The following is a 15374-nucleotide window of genomic DNA, read 5'->3' on the forward strand; positions in this document are numbered from 1 at the left end:
GGCGTCGCTATAGGCGGATGATTGATGCGGGTCACCGCCGCCGACGCTGGCCCCACCAGTGATGGCGCAGGAATTGCTGCGTGGCGTTGAAGCGTCGAAGAGTGACGAACAGGCGTGCTGGCTTATAGGGCTGGCCCACCAGCGTGGCTGCGGGCACGCCGTCGGCCACTTCATCGTACAGGGCCAGCAGGTCGGTCAGCCCGGCGCGCTCGCCAGGCCCGAACGTGGCACGGATCACGGGCACGGTCAGTACCGACAATTCACGCGCGAGCAGAGCGGCGATCGCCGAGCGGCCAGCGTCCGTATCCGCGAAGCTTGCGAGCTCGTCTCGCATGATTCGGATGAACTCCTGCATGGCGCGAAGATGGGCGGCGTGCTTCTCCCGGCTGGGTGTGCCGGATGTGCTAGACCCGTGCCGCCGGTAGGAAAACCGGCTGGTCAGCGTACAGGCCTTGTACGCCAATCGCGTCAAGCGCGTGAACACCAGCCAATCGGCGTAGAGCAGCATGGGCAGGTCGGGAATCCCGCCCACCCGCCGCCAGTCGCCCGCGCGGAACACATAGCCCGTGCCAAAGCTGTCGCGCAGCGACCAGCACAGCTGACCCAGCAGCGAGGTCCAGCCTTCTTGCTCGGGGACCGGTCGGCAGGGCCGCGTACGGCCGTCATTCTCGTCGATCAAATCGAACAACGTTTGATATAAGGAGGCGTCCGGGTGCTCGGTCACCAGCCGCGCGATGTCGGCGAGGAAATTGGGGTGGAACAGGTCGTCATGACCCAGGATGGTGACCAGTCGGTCGGCCGGCTCGTTCGCCATCAAGTCGTGGGCGCGGTGCCAATTGGCGTGGATCGGTAGCGGCTCGTTCGCGGGAATAACGGTGATGCGCGGGTCATGGTAGCGCGCCAGGCGCTCGGACGTCCCATCAGTACTGGCGTTTTCGAGAACGACCAGCCGCCATGCCGTGTGCGATTGGGCAAGGACGCTGTGGATCGCGGCGTCCACATGATGCCCTCCGTTGCGGACCGGTAGATAGACGACGAACTCGGGAAACATCGGAGACTCTCGTTCGACGCTGGGCCGGTCGCTCCTTTGCGCATATGCCCCAAGGGATGCAACGAAGGCGCAGCCGGGCAGGATGCCTTGCCTTTCCGAAAACGATACCGCATCCGGCGCGCGATGAGGTTTCGGCAGCTCCAGCGCATATGCGCCCCTCGGCCTGATCATGGCTGATCCGGGACGGAACGGGATCAATAGCGGCATTGCTCCCAGTCGGCGCGCCGTCATTGGCAGCGCGGGCGCGGCGCTGACGAGTTTGGCCGGACAGGGCGGCACGCAAGGCTTTGGCGCGCAAGGGGGTGGCTTGGCGCCCGTGCCCGGTGGTTTACCGCTTGATGCGCGCGCCCATGGTGTCGTGGGCGATGGACGGACGGACGATACCCGGGCTGTGCAGGCATTTCTGGACCTCTGCGCGGCATCGGGCGGTCGCATCGCGCATTTCGGCGCCATGGTCGTGCGCATCACCGGGCCGTTACGAAGCCAGGGTGTTGGCATCGTGTTCGAGCCGGCGAGCTATGGTGGGGCGGCCGCGCCAGGTTTTGTCGCGTCGGGTGCCGGCTATACGGCGCTGACTGTGACGGGGTCGGTGGCCGATCTTTGCGTCACGCTGACTGGCGAGGGCACGGCGGATATCCGCGATGACGGCCGGATGACAGGCGATCGTCGCCCCCGCATAAACGGCATCTCCTTCGGCTCGGACGAGGACAATGGCGTCTTTTCTTTGTCTACCGTTCGCTGGGTGCGTGTGAACAACTTGGCCGGCTTCGGCATACGCCACATCCAGTGCTGGGATTGCGCCTTTCTCTCGATCAGCGTGGAGCGATGCGGGCGCGAGGGGGTCTATGCCTTTGAGGTGGCGACCAGAGGGCCGAGCACCTGCAACGAGACCAGCTGGGTGCGGCTCCAGGTGGAGCAGTCCGTGAGCGGCGCCATCCGGATCGATCCCGCGACCCTTTCCTGTAGCTTCGTCAAGATCCATAGCGAGCGCGCGATTGCCAGCGGCATGGCGCCGACCTGGTTGCTTGGCGGCGCATGCATCTTTGACTCCGTCCGGCTCACCGCTGCCAACCCGGGCCAGGCGTCGGCCGCCGTGGTCAGCAACCAGGCGGATATCCGGAACTTGCGCGTCGAGGGCAGTATCCCCGTTTCGGTGGACGCCAGCGGCGGGGTAGTCAATTTCCACAATCCCAGTGCCGAGCTCCATCCCTCGGCTAACCAGAGCGGCATCGTCAATGTGGTTGGCGGCACCGTATCGGTACTGGTGGGTGCTGGTTGGAACCTGTTCGGTTGCGCGGTCTCGCGGCTGGAGGCCGGTTTCATGCCACCCGATCTCAGCGCCACGGTAAGCAATTGCTCAGTTGGCCAAATAGCGCCCCAGGCCGGGTCGGACCAGGGAGAACTGGTCCTGACAGCGACGCGGGTCGCCGGTGCGAGGGTGGCGGGGACGGGGCGGCTACGAGCCTTGCACCTGTTTGCCGAAAGCCAGCTCACGCCCGAAGGCGGGACGCTGAGCTGTGTGGACCAAACCATCACGGTGGACGCGTCCTCACGCATCGTCGGCAGCGTGGTCCTCCAGCGCGCGACGTTGCGGCTGGCCGGGACGGTGACCGGGGCGCTCGCCATCCGTGGGCCTGTCCATGACGCACGGGCGTCCGACGGGGCCGTTGTCGGCGGCCCGGTGACAGGCTGGGGACCGCCAAGCGTTCCCGGCACCCCCGGCGCGTGGAGTGCAAATCTAGCGCTGTCGTCCCCTGCGGGGCAGGCGACCCCGTCCGTCCGCGTCGTGACCGGCTGGCGCTACGCGGCTGGGGCGTGGCGGGCGATGAAAATCGGGGTCGAGCCATGACGATCGTGACGAGTGGCGGCGCGGCACGACGACCGCGCCGGCGGCGGTCCGGCCAACGTGAGGTCGGGTTCGGGGCGTTTCTTGCCTCGGGCCCTGCGGCATGGCGCGGTCAATCGGGCGCTGCCACGGCCGCGATGCTGATGGTCGCGGTCATGATGGTATTGGGAGGCGGCATTCCCGGTGTTCTCGCGACGCTGGTCGTCGGGGCAGCGGCACTGGTGCTGCTTGCTTGCTTGCCGGCTTCGGGTTTCGGCGCAGCGCTGCGCGCGCAGCCCGCGCTGTTCCGGATCGGCCTGGCGGGCGCGGCACTGCTGCCCTTGCTTCAAATCGTACCCCTGCCTCCTTCGGTTTGGCAGGGTTTACCCGGTCAGGCTCTGCGCATCCGAACGTTGGAACTCGCCGGATTATCCGCCAGCTGGCAGCCGCTCAGCGTCGCACCCGTGTTCACTGCCGGGGCCGCGGTGATCGCCATTGCCTTCGCGGCGCTGGTGACGGTTCTGCTAGCGGTCTCCGTGGCGGACCTTCGTCGCGTGGCCTGGATGATCTTGGGGCTGGTTGGGGTGAATTTCCTGATCGGTCTGGTTCAGGTCGGGTCGGGCGGGGCAGCCTTTGATTTCTACACTGATTCCGACCGGGGCGCATTTATCGGCTTGTACGCCAACAAGAACCATGCGGCGCTGATCTTGGCGGCATCCGTGCCGATCGCGGCCTACCTCCTCGACTCCCGCCGGGAGGCGAGGGCAACGCGTGCTTGGCTTGGCCTCTATGCCGGCCTGGTCGCCGTGGCGCTGGTGACGACCAACAGCCGGGCCGGCATCGTGCTGGGCGCGCTCGCCCTGATATCGACGGCAATCCTGTACGTGCGCTCCGTGCGGCCGGCCTATCTGGTCGCTGGCGCGGTGGCGGCGATCGCGGGCATTGTCCTTATCAGTACCACCCCCGCGTTCGAGAAGGTTTTCAGCCGTTTCGAGGTTGTTGACCAGGATTTGCGCTGGCAATATCTGGCGACCAGCAGGTGGCTCGTCGAGCGATACTGGACGCTGGGTTCCGGGATCGGCAGCTTCAGCACCTTGTACGCAATCGGCGAACCTCTCGCCGTGGTCAGGCCGACCTATGTCAACCAGTTGCACGACGAGTATCCGCAGTTGCTGATCGAAGCGGGCCTGCCTGGCGCGTTTGCCCTCTTGGCGCTTCTCTCCGGCGTCGTACTGCAGGCCGCGAAGGTCTGGCGACGGGGGGAGCGGGCGGCGAGGCTGCCGCTGGCCTGCGGAGGCTTGGTGCTGCTGCTGGTGGCGCTTCACAGCTCAGTGGACTACCCGCTGCGCCGACCGGCCGTGCTGCCGATCTTCGCGCTGGCGATCGCTCTTGTCGTGCGGGGAGATCTCGTCCCGACCAGGCGACTCGTGCACCGTGAACAACGAGCTTGAGTCGTCGCGGTCAGTGCTGCTACCTCCGGGGTAGGGAAGGGACCATGGCCTTCCAATTGCTTTCACCAGGAAAGAGCCGGTGACCTTGAAGTATGTGTTCGCGGCCGGCGTCGTCACAATATTGTCAGCTTGCGCGGCCCACGACGATCTGCCGACCGGTGTCGGGGCGTTTCCGGCTGTCGCGGCAACGGCTCCGCGCCCACTTGACCTGGAAGAATACCGCATTGGGCCGCGTGACGTTCTGATGGTGTCCGTGTTCAACGAGCCCGGCTTGACGTTCAACCAGCTGCCGGTATCCAGCGGCGGAACGGTCGCCCTGCCGCTGATCGGTAGCATTCCGGCGGCCGGGCGTACCGCGGCGCAGCTCGGCGACGACATCAACGCTCGCCTCAACGCGCGCTACCTGCGCAATGCACGGACTGCCGTCTCTGTAGTCACCGCGACCAACTATACGGTCACGGTCGACGGTGCCGTCGAGAAGCCGGGAATCTATGACATTCCCGGCCGGCTGATGCTGTCGCAATCGCTGGCGCTTGCGGGTGGCGGCGCCCAATTCGCCAAGTTCGACGAAGTCATTGTGGTGCGCGAAGTGAACGGGCAACGCTATGCTGCCCGCTTCAATATCAATGATATCCGTGCGGGCCGTGTCCCCGATTTGGAGCTGCATCAGGCAGATACGGTCATCGTTGGCATCAACTATGCCGCAAGGCTGTTTCGCGACATCGTGGCCACCCTTCCTAGCGCCGCAGCGGTGTTCGTGGCCCTTGGGCGCTGATTGGGCAGACACATCGTGCAGTTCAACATGACTACAGACGCGGGCTTCGAGGTCCCGCAGGAATCGCGCGCGTCGGACGACACGAAGTCGTTAAACCTGCGTGAGTTGTGGGCCGCGGTTTACCGATCGCGCTTCTGGATCGCGCTCATCATGGGTGCCTGCATCGCCGGTGCCGTTGCCTACTCGTTGGTGGCGACGCGACTGTACAAGAGCAAGGTCTCGATCGAGGTGCGTCAGGAGGCGGAGAAGGTCCTTGGCACCGAAGCCGACCGTGAGGGTGCGGCGTCCAAGAACGATGCCGAGCGCTTCCTGCAGACGCAGCTTCAGATCATCCGCAGTCGCGGTGTAGCCCAGGCGGTAGCAGAGAACCTAGGCCTATACCGTGGCGACGCCTTCCTGGACACCATGAAGGTCAAGCCCGCAGAAGCGGGCACGCCTAATCAGTCGCTTCAAGAGATCCATCGCGAGCAGGTGGAGCAGGTACTGATCGCCAAGGTGAACGTTGAGTATACGGGCAACACGCGTATCGCCGAACTGACGTTCGTCAGCCCCGACCCGCGCCTGTCCGCGCGGGTGGCCAACGCCTATGCGGACGGCTTCATCCGCAACAATCTCGCCCGCAAGTTCGACAGCTCGTCCTACGCGTTGGAGTTCCTGCGCAATCAGCTAAGCGAGGCGCAGCAGCGGCTGGAGCGGGCCGAGCAGCAGGCGTTGGCCTATGCGCGTCGGGTGCGTCTGGTGGATCCGAGCAACGCGGCGGGTAGCGTATCGGGAGCACCTCAATCTCTGCTCTCGGCGCAGCTGGTGCAGCTGAACCAGGTATATTCGGGTGCGGTGGCGGACCGAATTGCCGCCGAAGAGAAATGGCACCAGACGCAGGCGCTGCCTGACTTCAGGGTGCCCGAGGTCCTCGCCAATCCTGCTGTCCAGACGCTGCTGGAGCAGCGCGCCCAATCCGCGGCTACCTACCGCCAGCAACTCAGTACCCGCCAAGCCGACTATCCGACGGTCGTGGAAGCTGCCGCCCAAGGCCGTGAGATCGATCGGCAGGTTCGCGCCATCGCCACCGATGTGCGTCAGACCGTCAAGAGCCAGTATGACGTGGCGGTAAGCCGCGAGCAGACGCTGGCGCGGCAGATCGAGCGCCTGAAAGGAACTACCTTGGACGAGCAGAGCCAGGGTATCCAGCTTTCCATTCTACGTCGCGAAGCGGAGACCAGCCGCCAACAATATGACGCTTTGTTGCGCCGTTACAATTCGCTCAACGCGGAAGCCGGCGTACAGACCAATAATCTGAGCATTGTCGACAAGGCGGAGATCAGCGAGGCTCCTTCCTGGCCCCGGCTGCCGCTGATCCTGGCATTGGCGATCTTCGTCGGCCTGCTGCTGTCGTTCGCTTGTGTGGTGCTGCGCGAGCAGTTGTTCGATGCGGTACGCGTTCCCGACGATATCACTGGCCGGCTGCGCCTGCCGCTCCTGGGTAGCATTCCGCAGACGGCAAACATCCAAGCGGAGATTGCCGATCCGAAATCCTCGATCAGTGAAGCATTCAACAGCGTGCGCACCGCCTTGGCACTATCGGAGGGCGGGATGCCGCGCACCGTCCTGTTCACCTCCAGTCAGGCCGGTGAAGGCAAGTCTTCGTCCTGCCATGCGCTTGCCTTCAGCATCGCGCGGCTCGGCAAAAAGGTCATCATTGTTGATGCGGACTTGCGCCGTCCCAATGCGCATCGGTTGTTCGGTGTCGGCAATCAGGACGGCCTCACCAATGTGCTGGCCGGTTTCCTGCCGGCGGCTGCCGCCATCCAGTCGCCGCGCGGCGACGGTGTTGATCTGCTGCCGGCCGGCGAGATACCGCCCAATCCGTCCGAGCTGGTCAACAGCGCGCAGTTCATGGCTCTCATCAACGAGCTGACCGGGCGCTATGATGCGGTACTGATCGATTCCGCTCCCGTCTTGGGCATCGCCGATGCAATTATTCTGGCGAGTGAGGTCGAGGCCACGGTGTTCGTGATCGAAGCCGGACGCAATTCGGTGCGCGGCGCGACCAACGCGATCGCGCGTCTGCGAGGCAGCAGCAGCAGCCTCGCCGGCGCGCTGCTCACTAAGTACGATCCCGGTCGGCTCGGCTATGGCTATGGCAGCGACTATCGCTATGAGTATCGGTACCAGTCGTGACGCTCCGCAATGCTGGCCACGCCGCGTGGAGGCAGGCGGCTTTCCCGCTGATCCTCGCCGTGTCGCTGATTGCGGTACTGGCCTATTATGTCGGTGCGACCCTGCGTGTCGCGGCGCTCCGAAATGCCGATGGTGCTTCCCTGGCCCTGATCGTGCAGCAGGGTACTCGTGCGGCGCGCGCCGGACCGACGGACGTGGGGGCGCTCGCCGCGGATCCGCTGGACCAGCAGGCCGTGAATGGGGTGATTGTGGCGCGGGCGCGCTCATCGGGAGACATGAGCCGCGCCGCGCGACAGGTTGAGCTGCTCCGGCACATGGGGTGGCGCAGCACGGTGGCGCTGCAAAACTTGCTGTGGCGCGCTGCCGCAACGGGCGATCAAGCGCTGGTCATGGATGCGTTGGATGCGCTGCTCCGTCGGGAGCGGCTGTTGGGGCAGATCTACCCGATCCTAAACGTGATGACGCTAAACCCGGACTCGCGCGCATTGCTGGTGCAGCGGCTCGCCGGCCGACCACCCTGGCGCCGCTATTACCTCATGTCCGCATCCGATCTGGTTCGCGCGCCGGAAGTGGAGGGCCGATATTTGGTCATGCGTGAGGTCCAACGTCGCGGTGATCCCTTGGCTCGCAACGAGGTCGCCCCGATCCTTCCCAAGCTGATCGCCGACGGCAGCGCGGAAGAAGCCTTTGCCCTTTGGCGGGCCAATAACGCAGGGGCAGTAACCCAGCCGCTGGCCGACACTGACTTCGCTGCAGCCGCACGTCCTTCGCCTCTCGACGCGCTGCCGATACCGTTTGAATGGCAGCTGGGGAATGGCAGCGGCTATTCCTCGAACGCCGGCCGCGACGAACGGGGCAGTTTTGCCAGCGTCGACTGGGACGGTCGCGGTGCACCGGCCCTGATGAGCCAGACCACCACCGCTCGTGCGGGTCGTTACCAACTGGATGTGACGGGCGATCTACCGGGAACAAGCTGGGTCGAATATGTCGGCTTCAGTCTGAATTGTCCAAACCAAGCCGCCGTGGGTTTCGTGCCGCGGCTCACTAGCCCAGGACTCCGGGCGAAGCTGATGACCGCTGAGCCGGTTCGTTGCGACTTTCCCGTCCTGCAACTGTCCGGGCTGGTTCACTCCGGCAACGCCGCGGTCGCCGTCGTGTTGCGCACCGTGAGAATGGAGCGCACCGGCGGATAATTATGGAACCGACATTGAAGCGTAATCCCGCAGACATGGGCCATGTGGCGGCCCTTGACCCTGTTCCGGCATAAGCGCGTCATGCTGTTCGGCCTCGCCGCACTTATCGCATTCCTCAGCGGCTTCACTGATGTTCGCCTTGGTGATCTCCAAAGCGTGGAGCTCGCCGTGATAGTGTCGTTGGCGCTGTCGTTTGCTCAACCACGTCAGCGGGCCACCATCTCGGGGCCAAAAGCCACGGTTGATCTGCTACCGCGCGTGTTGCTGATGCTGTTTCTGCTGGCGTGCGGTTCGATCCTGTCGCTCCGATTGAGTTTCTACCCTCCCAGTGATATTGGTCTGCTGAAGCAGCCACCCTGGGCGACCTTCGTACGATTGGTGGAGATCGCCATTTCGGTGGCGTCACTGTTCATCGTCGCGCTTGGCATTCGCAACAATCCCCGCCACCTGAAGACTATTCTGACAGCCTATGCGTGGGCGGGTCTCCTCAACGCGGCTTGGGGCTTGATCTCCTTGGCCAGCTATTATGGCGGCGTGGTGTTGCCTGGGGTTACGCTTGCCACCCGTGTCCCGCGCGTAGCCGGCTTTTTCAACGAGGGAGGTCCGTTGGGCGTCTATCTAACAGGCGTCGCCTTGATTCAGTACGTTCGCGGTCCGATCCTTCACCACATTTCCCGGCGCAGCTTCTGGATCGGTATGGCAGTGATCATGGCTGGTATTGCGGGCTCGCAGTCAAAGGCTGCGGTGCTGGTGCTCGTCCTGCTCGCCTTGTTGAATACGCTGCAGCAGCGTCGCGTTGAACTGGTCATCGCAGCCGTCCTGCTGATCTTCCCGGTGGCCATCGCCAGCAACCTGGTCGAGGGACTGAACGGCTACTATTCGAATTTCACCAATTTCAGGGCCGAGGCGTATGAGCGGTCTACCGATTCCAATCTCGTCAACGGCCGCTTGATGGCATCGGTTCTGCTACCCCGGATCGTCGAGGCACATCCTGTTCTGGGGGTTGGCATTGGCAATTACGGACTTGTCCGCAACGACCCCAATATCTTGTTGGGCCTACCCCGTACTGAATTGTGGGACCTGCACGGTTTGGGCTTGCTGGGTTACCTCGCGGAACTCGGCATCCCATTGACGCTGTTCGTTCTGTACATCTACGCCTACCCCGTACTTCTTGCGCTGCGCTCGCGCTCTTGGATTTTCCTGCTCAGCAGTTATCCCCTGCTGGCGGCCCTGTTCGGTGTGCAGCTGAACTTCGCTTATCCGTGGATCTTAATGGGCGTGGCGCTCGGCGCGCTCGCGATCGAGAAGGACCATAAAGCGATCGCGATGCGGCGCGCGGTTCCTCTTCGCGCGCGCTCGGAAGCGGCGAGGCGCCGTGGATGATGGAGAACCCACGCATCCTGGTGGACGCCCGAGTTGGTTGGGGATCGGGCATCGGCCGCTACGTGGCCAACCTCCTTCCGCTCGTGGCGCGCCGGCTCCCGGGTGCCGAACTGGTCGTGCTGGTCTTGCAGCGTGACGTCGAGCGGGCCGCGCAGGCATTGGGCGGAGCAGCCGGCATCACACTTCGCCCGTGCACGATCTCTCCCTTCTCGCTGGCCGAGCAGGTTCGCCTGCCGCATCTTGCCAGCGGCTTCGACCTTGCCTGGTTTACCAACTACTGGGTGCCGCTACGCTGGAAGGGGCCGTTCGTGGTAACGGTCCATGACATGCTCCACCAGGAAACCCGGCTGTTTCCGGCGTCGCGCGCCAGACGCTTGCTGTCGCGCCGCACGTTTGCGCATGTCGCTGCTCATGCCAAGGCGGTGATGTTTGACAGTCGCTTCACGCGGCGTGAATTTGAACGGCAACTGGGCCCGGCCCGGAGCGGGGGCGTCGTGCATCTGGGTGTTGACCATCACGGCTGGTCGGCTGACCGCCCGGTCGTGGGTCCTTCCAGCAGGGAACGGCGCTTGCTGGTCGTCGCGTCGGCGAAGCAGCACAAGAATTTCGGCGTACTGCTCGACGCGTGGACTCGCGCGCGGCCGGATGATGGCTGGACGCTGACCATCGTCACGCCCGACCAGGAGCTCCGCTCGTCCATCGATCTGGCGGCGCTGTCGGCCGGCGCAGGCCGTGTCGAGGTGATCCAAGGCTTGGACGACGAGGCGCTGGCTTCGCTCTACCGAAGCAGTGCTCTGGTCGCGACGCCGTCCCTTTACGAGGGCTTCGGTTTACCACTTCTGGAGGGGCTCATGGCCGGCGCGCTGTGCATCAGCTCCACCGCTGAGTCGCTGGTCGAGATCGCGGGCGGCGCATGGGTGGTGTTCGTCAACGGACGGGATGTGGACGGCTGGGCCCAGGCGATCGAGCGAGGCTGCTCACTGATCGACGACGCGTCTGCCGATCTCGGCGCGCTGATCGAGGCCAATCGCCACCACGCCGCCGCCTTCACCTGGGATCGTGCCGCAAACCTGACCGCCGACATCCTATTGGAGGCGCTCGCGAACATCAGCCAAGCGCCAACAAAGCAAACACCATGACCACTGCCATCATCACCGGGATCAGCGGCCAGGACGGAGCGTACCTCGCGCAAAACCTGCTGGAGCGCGGGTACACGGTGTACGGCACCTATCGCCGGTCCAGCTCCGTCAATTTCTGGCGTATCGAGGAACTGGGCATCGATCGCCACCCCAATCTGAAGCTGGTCGAGTATGACCTGACCGACATGGGCTCGGCCATCCGGCTGATCGACAGGTCGGGTGCGACCGAAATCTACAACCTGGCCGCGCAGAGCTTCGTGGGCGTGTCATTCGACCAGCCGATCACCACCGGCCAGATCACCGGGCTAGGCGCGGTCTACCTGCTGGAAGCCATCCACACGGTCAACAAGGCTATCCGCTTCTACCAGGCATCGACGTCGGAGATGTTCGGTCTGGTTCAGGCGGTGCCGCAGCGCGAGACCACGCCCTTCTACCCGCGCAGTCCCTATGGTGTCGCCAAGCTCTATGCCCACTGGATGACGGTGAACTACCGCGAGAGCTTCGGCATTTTCGGGTCGAGTGGCATCCTGTTCAATCATGAGAGCCCGTTGCGCGGCCGCGAGTTCGTGACACGCAAGATCACGGACACGGTGGCCAAGATCGCCATGGGTAAGGCGGACGTGCTGGAGCTGGGCAATCTGGCGGCGCGGCGCGACTGGGGTTACGCCAAGGATTACGTAGAGGGAATGCGGCTGATCCTGCAGCAGGACAAGCCCGACACCTTCGTGCTGGCCACCGGCCGGACCGAGACGGTGCGCAGTTTCGTGGAGATGGCGTTCAGGCGCGTGGACGTGGCACTGGAATGGTCGGGTGCCCAAGCCGCGGAGATCGGGCGGGATCGCAGGACGGGCCGCGAGTTGGTGCGCGTCAACCCCCGTTTCTATCGCCCGGCCGAGGTCGACCTGCTGATCGGCGACCCCGCCAAGGCCAGGACCGAGCTGGGCTGGGAAAGCAGCACCTCGCTGGAAGCGCTGTGCGCGGTGATGGTGGAGGCCGATCTCGCCCGCAACGAGCGTGGCTGGTCCTTCTGATGCGCGTCGCAGTGACGGGGGCGGACGGCTTCACGGGCCGTTACCTGCTGCCCGAGCTGGCGCGGCGCGGACACGAGCCGGTGCCGCTGGTGGCCGACATCGCCGATGCCCGCGCGCTCGCCGCCGAAGTAACCGCTGCGGCGCCGGACGCGATCGTTCATCTGGCGGCGCGTGCCTTTGTCGCCGACGACGACTATGCCGGCTTCTATACGGTCAATCAGGTCGGCACCTTTCACCTGCTGGACGCGACCGCCCGGGCAAGACCTGGCGCGCGCGTGATCCTGGCCAGCACCGCCCAGGTCTATGGCGCGCAGGCAGCGGGCCTGCTGGTCGAGGATCGGCCGGTGCTGCCCGCCAACCATTATGCGCTGAGCAAGGCCGCCATGGAGGCGGGTAGCCGGTTCTGGGCGGATCGGCTGCGCATCACGGTGGTCCGACCGTTCAACTATACCGGCGTGGGGCAGGAGGGGCGCTATCTCGTGCCCAAGATCATCGATCATTTCCGTCGGCGGGCCCCTTTGATCGAACTGGGAAACCTGGACGTGCGCCGCGACTTTGGCGATGTGCGCGCGGTGGCCGATGCCTATGCCGGGCTGCTGGAAGCGTCCGCGCCGCCGGCGGTGGTCAACGTCGCCGCTGGCGTGCTGGAGAGCGTGCGCGGCATCGTCGCGCGGCTGGAGGCGCTGACCGGCCATGCCATGGACGTGCGGGTCAACCCCGCCTTCGTGCGCGCCGACGACGTGCCCGAACTGGGCGGCGATGTCGGTCGGCTGCGCGCCGCGCTGCCCGGCTGGCGCCCGCGCCCGCTGGCGGAGACGCTGCCATGGATGCTGGACGCGGCATGAGGGTCGCCGTCGTTCATGACTGGATGACGTTGCGCGGCGGCGGCGAGTCCTGTGTCGAGCAGTTCCTGGATCTCTACCCCCAGGCCGATCTCCATTGCCTGGTGGATTTCCTGCCGGAGGCGGAGCGTGGTTTCCTGGCCGGGCGGCGCATCGTCACCAGCTTCATCCAGCGCCTGCCCTTCGCGCGCACCCGATATCGCACCTATCTGCCGCTGATGCCGATCGCGGTCGAGCAGCTGGACATGACCGGCTATGACCTGGTCATCTCCACCAGTTCGGCGGTCGCCAAGGGCGTCATCACCGGGCCGGACCAGGTGCATATCTGCTACACGTTCAGCCCGATCCGCTACGCCTGGGACCTGCAGGAGACATACCTGCGCGAGTCGGGCAGCGACCGCGGGCTGAAGGGGCTGATCGCGCGGGCGATCCTGCACTATATCCGCCTGTGGGATGTGCGCACCGCCAATGGCGTCGATCATTTCGTCGCCATCTCGCACTATATCGGTCGACGCGTCCGCAAGGCGTACGGCCGGTCGTCAACGGTGATCTATCCGCCCGTCGATCTGGATCGGTTCACAGTCGGGACCACGCGTGAGGACTTCTACCTCGTGATGGGGCGCATGGTTCCTTATAAACGGGTGCCGCTGCTGGTGGAGGCGTTCCGCGCCATGCCGGAACGTCGGCTGGTGGTGATCGGCGACGGCCCCGACATGGCGGCGGTGCGCGCGGCGGCCGGGTCCAACGTCACCTTGTTGGGCAAGCAGCCTAACGAGGTCGTGACTGGCCACATGCGCCGGGCCAAGGCGTTCCTGTTCGCGGCGGAGGAGGATTTCGGCATCGCGCCGCTGGAGGCGCAGGCCTGTGGCACGCCCGTGATCGCCTATGCCCGGGGCGCCGCGACCGAGACGATCCGGGGGTATGATGGTGAGGGTCAGACTGGCGTCTTCTTTCACGAGCAGACAGCGGCCGCGATCGTGGCGGCGGTCGATCACCTCGACCGCCGCCTGCCCGCGATCACGCCGGTGGCTTGCCGTGCCAACGCGGAACGTTTCGCCACTGGCCGGTTCCGCGACGAGGTGACGCGCTTCATCGATGCGGCGATGACAGGCACTGAACCAGCCGCCCTGGCCTGATCGCGCCGATCGGCAACGCTCGTCAGGACAGATCGATTTGGTAACGGCTTTGCGCGCCGCTCGCGATCCGTTCGCGCCGAGTAGCTCGCGATCGCCGACTTGCGCCAGGCCCATCGGCGGTTTCCCTTGCGCCGCGTTCCCCCGATGTTCTAATCCGCCCAGGTGATCGTCGAAGCGCCCCAGTCCTGTGTCGATCTGCCCGGTTCGCCATTATGTGCCGCCGATGTCTGCCGGGGGGTGACGCGGCTGTTGTTCCGGCACGACCTGCCCGCCATGGCCGAAGTGCCGCTGGAGGGCGGGCGCCGCGCCGATCTGATGGCGATCGACGGGCATGGCCGCGTCGTCATCGTCGAGATCAAGGTGTCGCGCGCCGATCTGCTCGGCGACGGCAAATGGCCCGATTATCTCGATCATTGCGACCGCTTCTTCTGGGCGGTGCCGGCCGGATTCGATCTGCAGCCGCTGGATGGTCCCGCCTTCCTGCCCGAGCGTACGGGGCTGATCGTCGCCGACCGCTACGACGCGGCGATCGTCCGGGAAGCGCGCGTCGTGCCGCTGCCGGCGCATGTCCGCAGGCGCGCGACGCTGGCCTTCGCGCGCCGGGCGGCGCGGCGGCTGGCGGCCAACGGCGATCCGGAGCTGTCGCTATAACTTGGGGCCCGAGACCGCCGGCTTGGCGACCTTGGGCGTGTCCGCGAAGATCTTGGCGAGCGCCGGGTAGCGCGTGTCGCGGACGGCATAGTCGCGCGCGGAAAGGCCGGCGATGATGTCGCGCTGGTCGGGATCGGCCTTGGCGCCAAGCAGCGTGCGGATCAGCGCCAAGTCGCGGCGCTGCACCGCGCGGATCAGCGGCGTCTCGCCCGCCTGGTTGCCCAGGTTGGGGTTGGCCAGGGCGAGGAGCAGCACGGGCACGACGTCGTCCTGCCCCAGCTCCGCCGCGATCATCAGCGGCGTGTTGTTCCTGCCGTCGCGGATGTTGGGATCGGCACCCTTCTGCAGCAGGAAGGTGGTATAGGGCACATCGCCGCGCCTGACCGTGATGTGCAGCGCCGCCTCGCCCGTCGTCTTGTCCCGGGTGTTGACCACCGTCTGGCCGGGCTTGTTGAGCGCCTCGATCACGTCGTTGTTCTTGGCGTCGCGCACCGCCTGGAGGAACTTGTAGCTGTCCGACTGGAACTGCGCGGCCGCCGGCGCCGCGAGCAGCGTAAGGGCGAGGAGGGCGGGGCGGATCATGGGCGTTATCCGGGGCATGGCGGCATGCTTGCGTCGGTGCGCTCTACATAGCAAGGCTAGCGGCGGCATGAACAAGCTCGTCCTCGCCCTGTTCCTGCTGCTCGCCGGGTGCGCCGGGCCGGCCGAGCGGCCGCCGC

Annotated in this window: 13 protein-coding genes; 11 read left to right on the forward strand and 2 right to left on the reverse strand. The window is 65.4% G+C overall.

Annotated features, from left to right (window positions below; translation table 11 throughout):
- Window positions 1-31: 31 nt before the first annotated feature.
- A complete protein-coding gene (locus tag HUU95_RS00085; RefSeq protein WP_174278202.1) occupies window positions 32-1222 on the reverse strand; it encodes a glycosyltransferase family 2 protein in 1191 nt (396 codons plus the stop codon).
- Here HUU95_RS00085 and HUU95_RS00090 point away from each other — a divergent pair.
- The 11 genes from HUU95_RS00090 to HUU95_RS00140 all read left to right on the forward strand — a co-directional run bounded on the left by HUU95_RS00090 (window position 1221) and on the right by HUU95_RS00140 (window position 14655).
- Entirely contained in the window at window positions 1221-2900 is a 1680-nt protein-coding gene (locus HUU95_RS00090) for a hypothetical protein (protein ID WP_174278203.1), read from the forward strand. The two genes, HUU95_RS00085 and HUU95_RS00090, sit on opposite strands and share 2 nt — an antisense overlap.
- Entirely contained in the window at window positions 2897-4327 is a 1431-nt protein-coding gene (locus HUU95_RS00095) for an O-antigen ligase family protein (RefSeq protein WP_174278204.1), read from the forward strand. Before HUU95_RS00090 ends, HUU95_RS00095 begins: the two co-directional genes overlap by 4 nt.
- Before the next feature lie 79 nt (window positions 4328-4406).
- The gene (locus tag HUU95_RS00100; RefSeq protein WP_174278205.1) at window positions 4407-5102 is read left to right on the forward strand and encodes a polysaccharide biosynthesis/export family protein; all 696 of its coding nucleotides are present in this window, start codon (window positions 4407-4409) and stop codon (window positions 5100-5102) included.
- A gap of 15 nt (window positions 5103-5117) precedes the next feature.
- On the forward strand, window positions 5118-7280 hold the full coding sequence (locus HUU95_RS00105) for a GumC family protein (protein WP_174278206.1): 2163 nt from the start codon (window positions 5118-5120) through the stop codon (window positions 7278-7280).
- A complete protein-coding gene (locus tag HUU95_RS00110; protein WP_174278207.1) occupies window positions 7277-8473 on the forward strand; it encodes a hypothetical protein in 1197 nt (398 codons plus the stop codon). The genes HUU95_RS00105 and HUU95_RS00110 overlap by 4 nt, the downstream gene beginning before the upstream one ends.
- Window positions 8474-8527: 54 nt before the next feature.
- Window positions 8528-9856 (forward strand): hypothetical protein, encoded by a 1329-nt coding sequence (locus HUU95_RS00115; RefSeq protein ID WP_174278208.1) that lies wholly within the window; start codon window positions 8528-8530, stop codon window positions 9854-9856.
- Window positions 9853-10995, forward strand: a complete 1143-nt coding sequence (locus HUU95_RS00120; protein WP_174278209.1) for a glycosyltransferase family 4 protein — start codon at window positions 9853-9855, stop codon at window positions 10993-10995. The genes HUU95_RS00115 and HUU95_RS00120 overlap by 4 nt, the downstream gene beginning before the upstream one ends.
- Window positions 10992-12026 carry a GDP-mannose 4,6-dehydratase gene (gene gmd / locus HUU95_RS00125; protein WP_174278210.1) on the forward strand — a complete coding sequence of 345 codons (1035 nt, stop codon included), beginning with the start codon at window positions 10992-10994 and terminating at the stop codon, window positions 12024-12026. Before HUU95_RS00120 ends, gmd begins: the two co-directional genes overlap by 4 nt.
- The gene (locus tag HUU95_RS00130; protein ID WP_174278211.1) at window positions 12026-12871 is read left to right on the forward strand and encodes an NAD-dependent epimerase/dehydratase family protein; all 846 of its coding nucleotides are present in this window, start codon (window positions 12026-12028) and stop codon (window positions 12869-12871) included. The genes gmd and HUU95_RS00130 overlap by 1 nt, the downstream gene beginning before the upstream one ends.
- Window positions 12868-14004 carry a glycosyltransferase family 4 protein gene (locus tag HUU95_RS00135; RefSeq protein WP_174278212.1) on the forward strand — a complete coding sequence of 379 codons (1137 nt, stop codon included), beginning with the start codon at window positions 12868-12870 and terminating at the stop codon, window positions 14002-14004. Before HUU95_RS00130 ends, HUU95_RS00135 begins: the two co-directional genes overlap by 4 nt.
- A 165-nt stretch (window positions 14005-14169) precedes the next feature.
- Complete coding sequence (locus HUU95_RS00140) at window positions 14170-14655, forward strand: MmcB family DNA repair protein (RefSeq protein ID WP_438827190.1); 486 nt, start codon at window positions 14170-14172, stop codon at window positions 14653-14655.
- On the opposite strand, the gene HUU95_RS00145 is transcribed toward HUU95_RS00140, so the two are convergent.
- Complete coding sequence (locus HUU95_RS00145) at window positions 14650-15237, reverse strand: ankyrin repeat domain-containing protein (RefSeq protein WP_174278214.1); 588 nt, start codon at window positions 15235-15237, stop codon at window positions 14650-14652. The genes HUU95_RS00140 and HUU95_RS00145 overlap by 6 nt on opposite strands.
- Window positions 15238-15374 lie beyond the last annotated feature (137 nt).

This window comes from Sphingomonas bacterium, from assembly GCF_903643065.1.
Taxonomy (GTDB): domain Bacteria; phylum Pseudomonadota; class Alphaproteobacteria; order Sphingomonadales; family Sphingomonadaceae; genus Sphingomonas.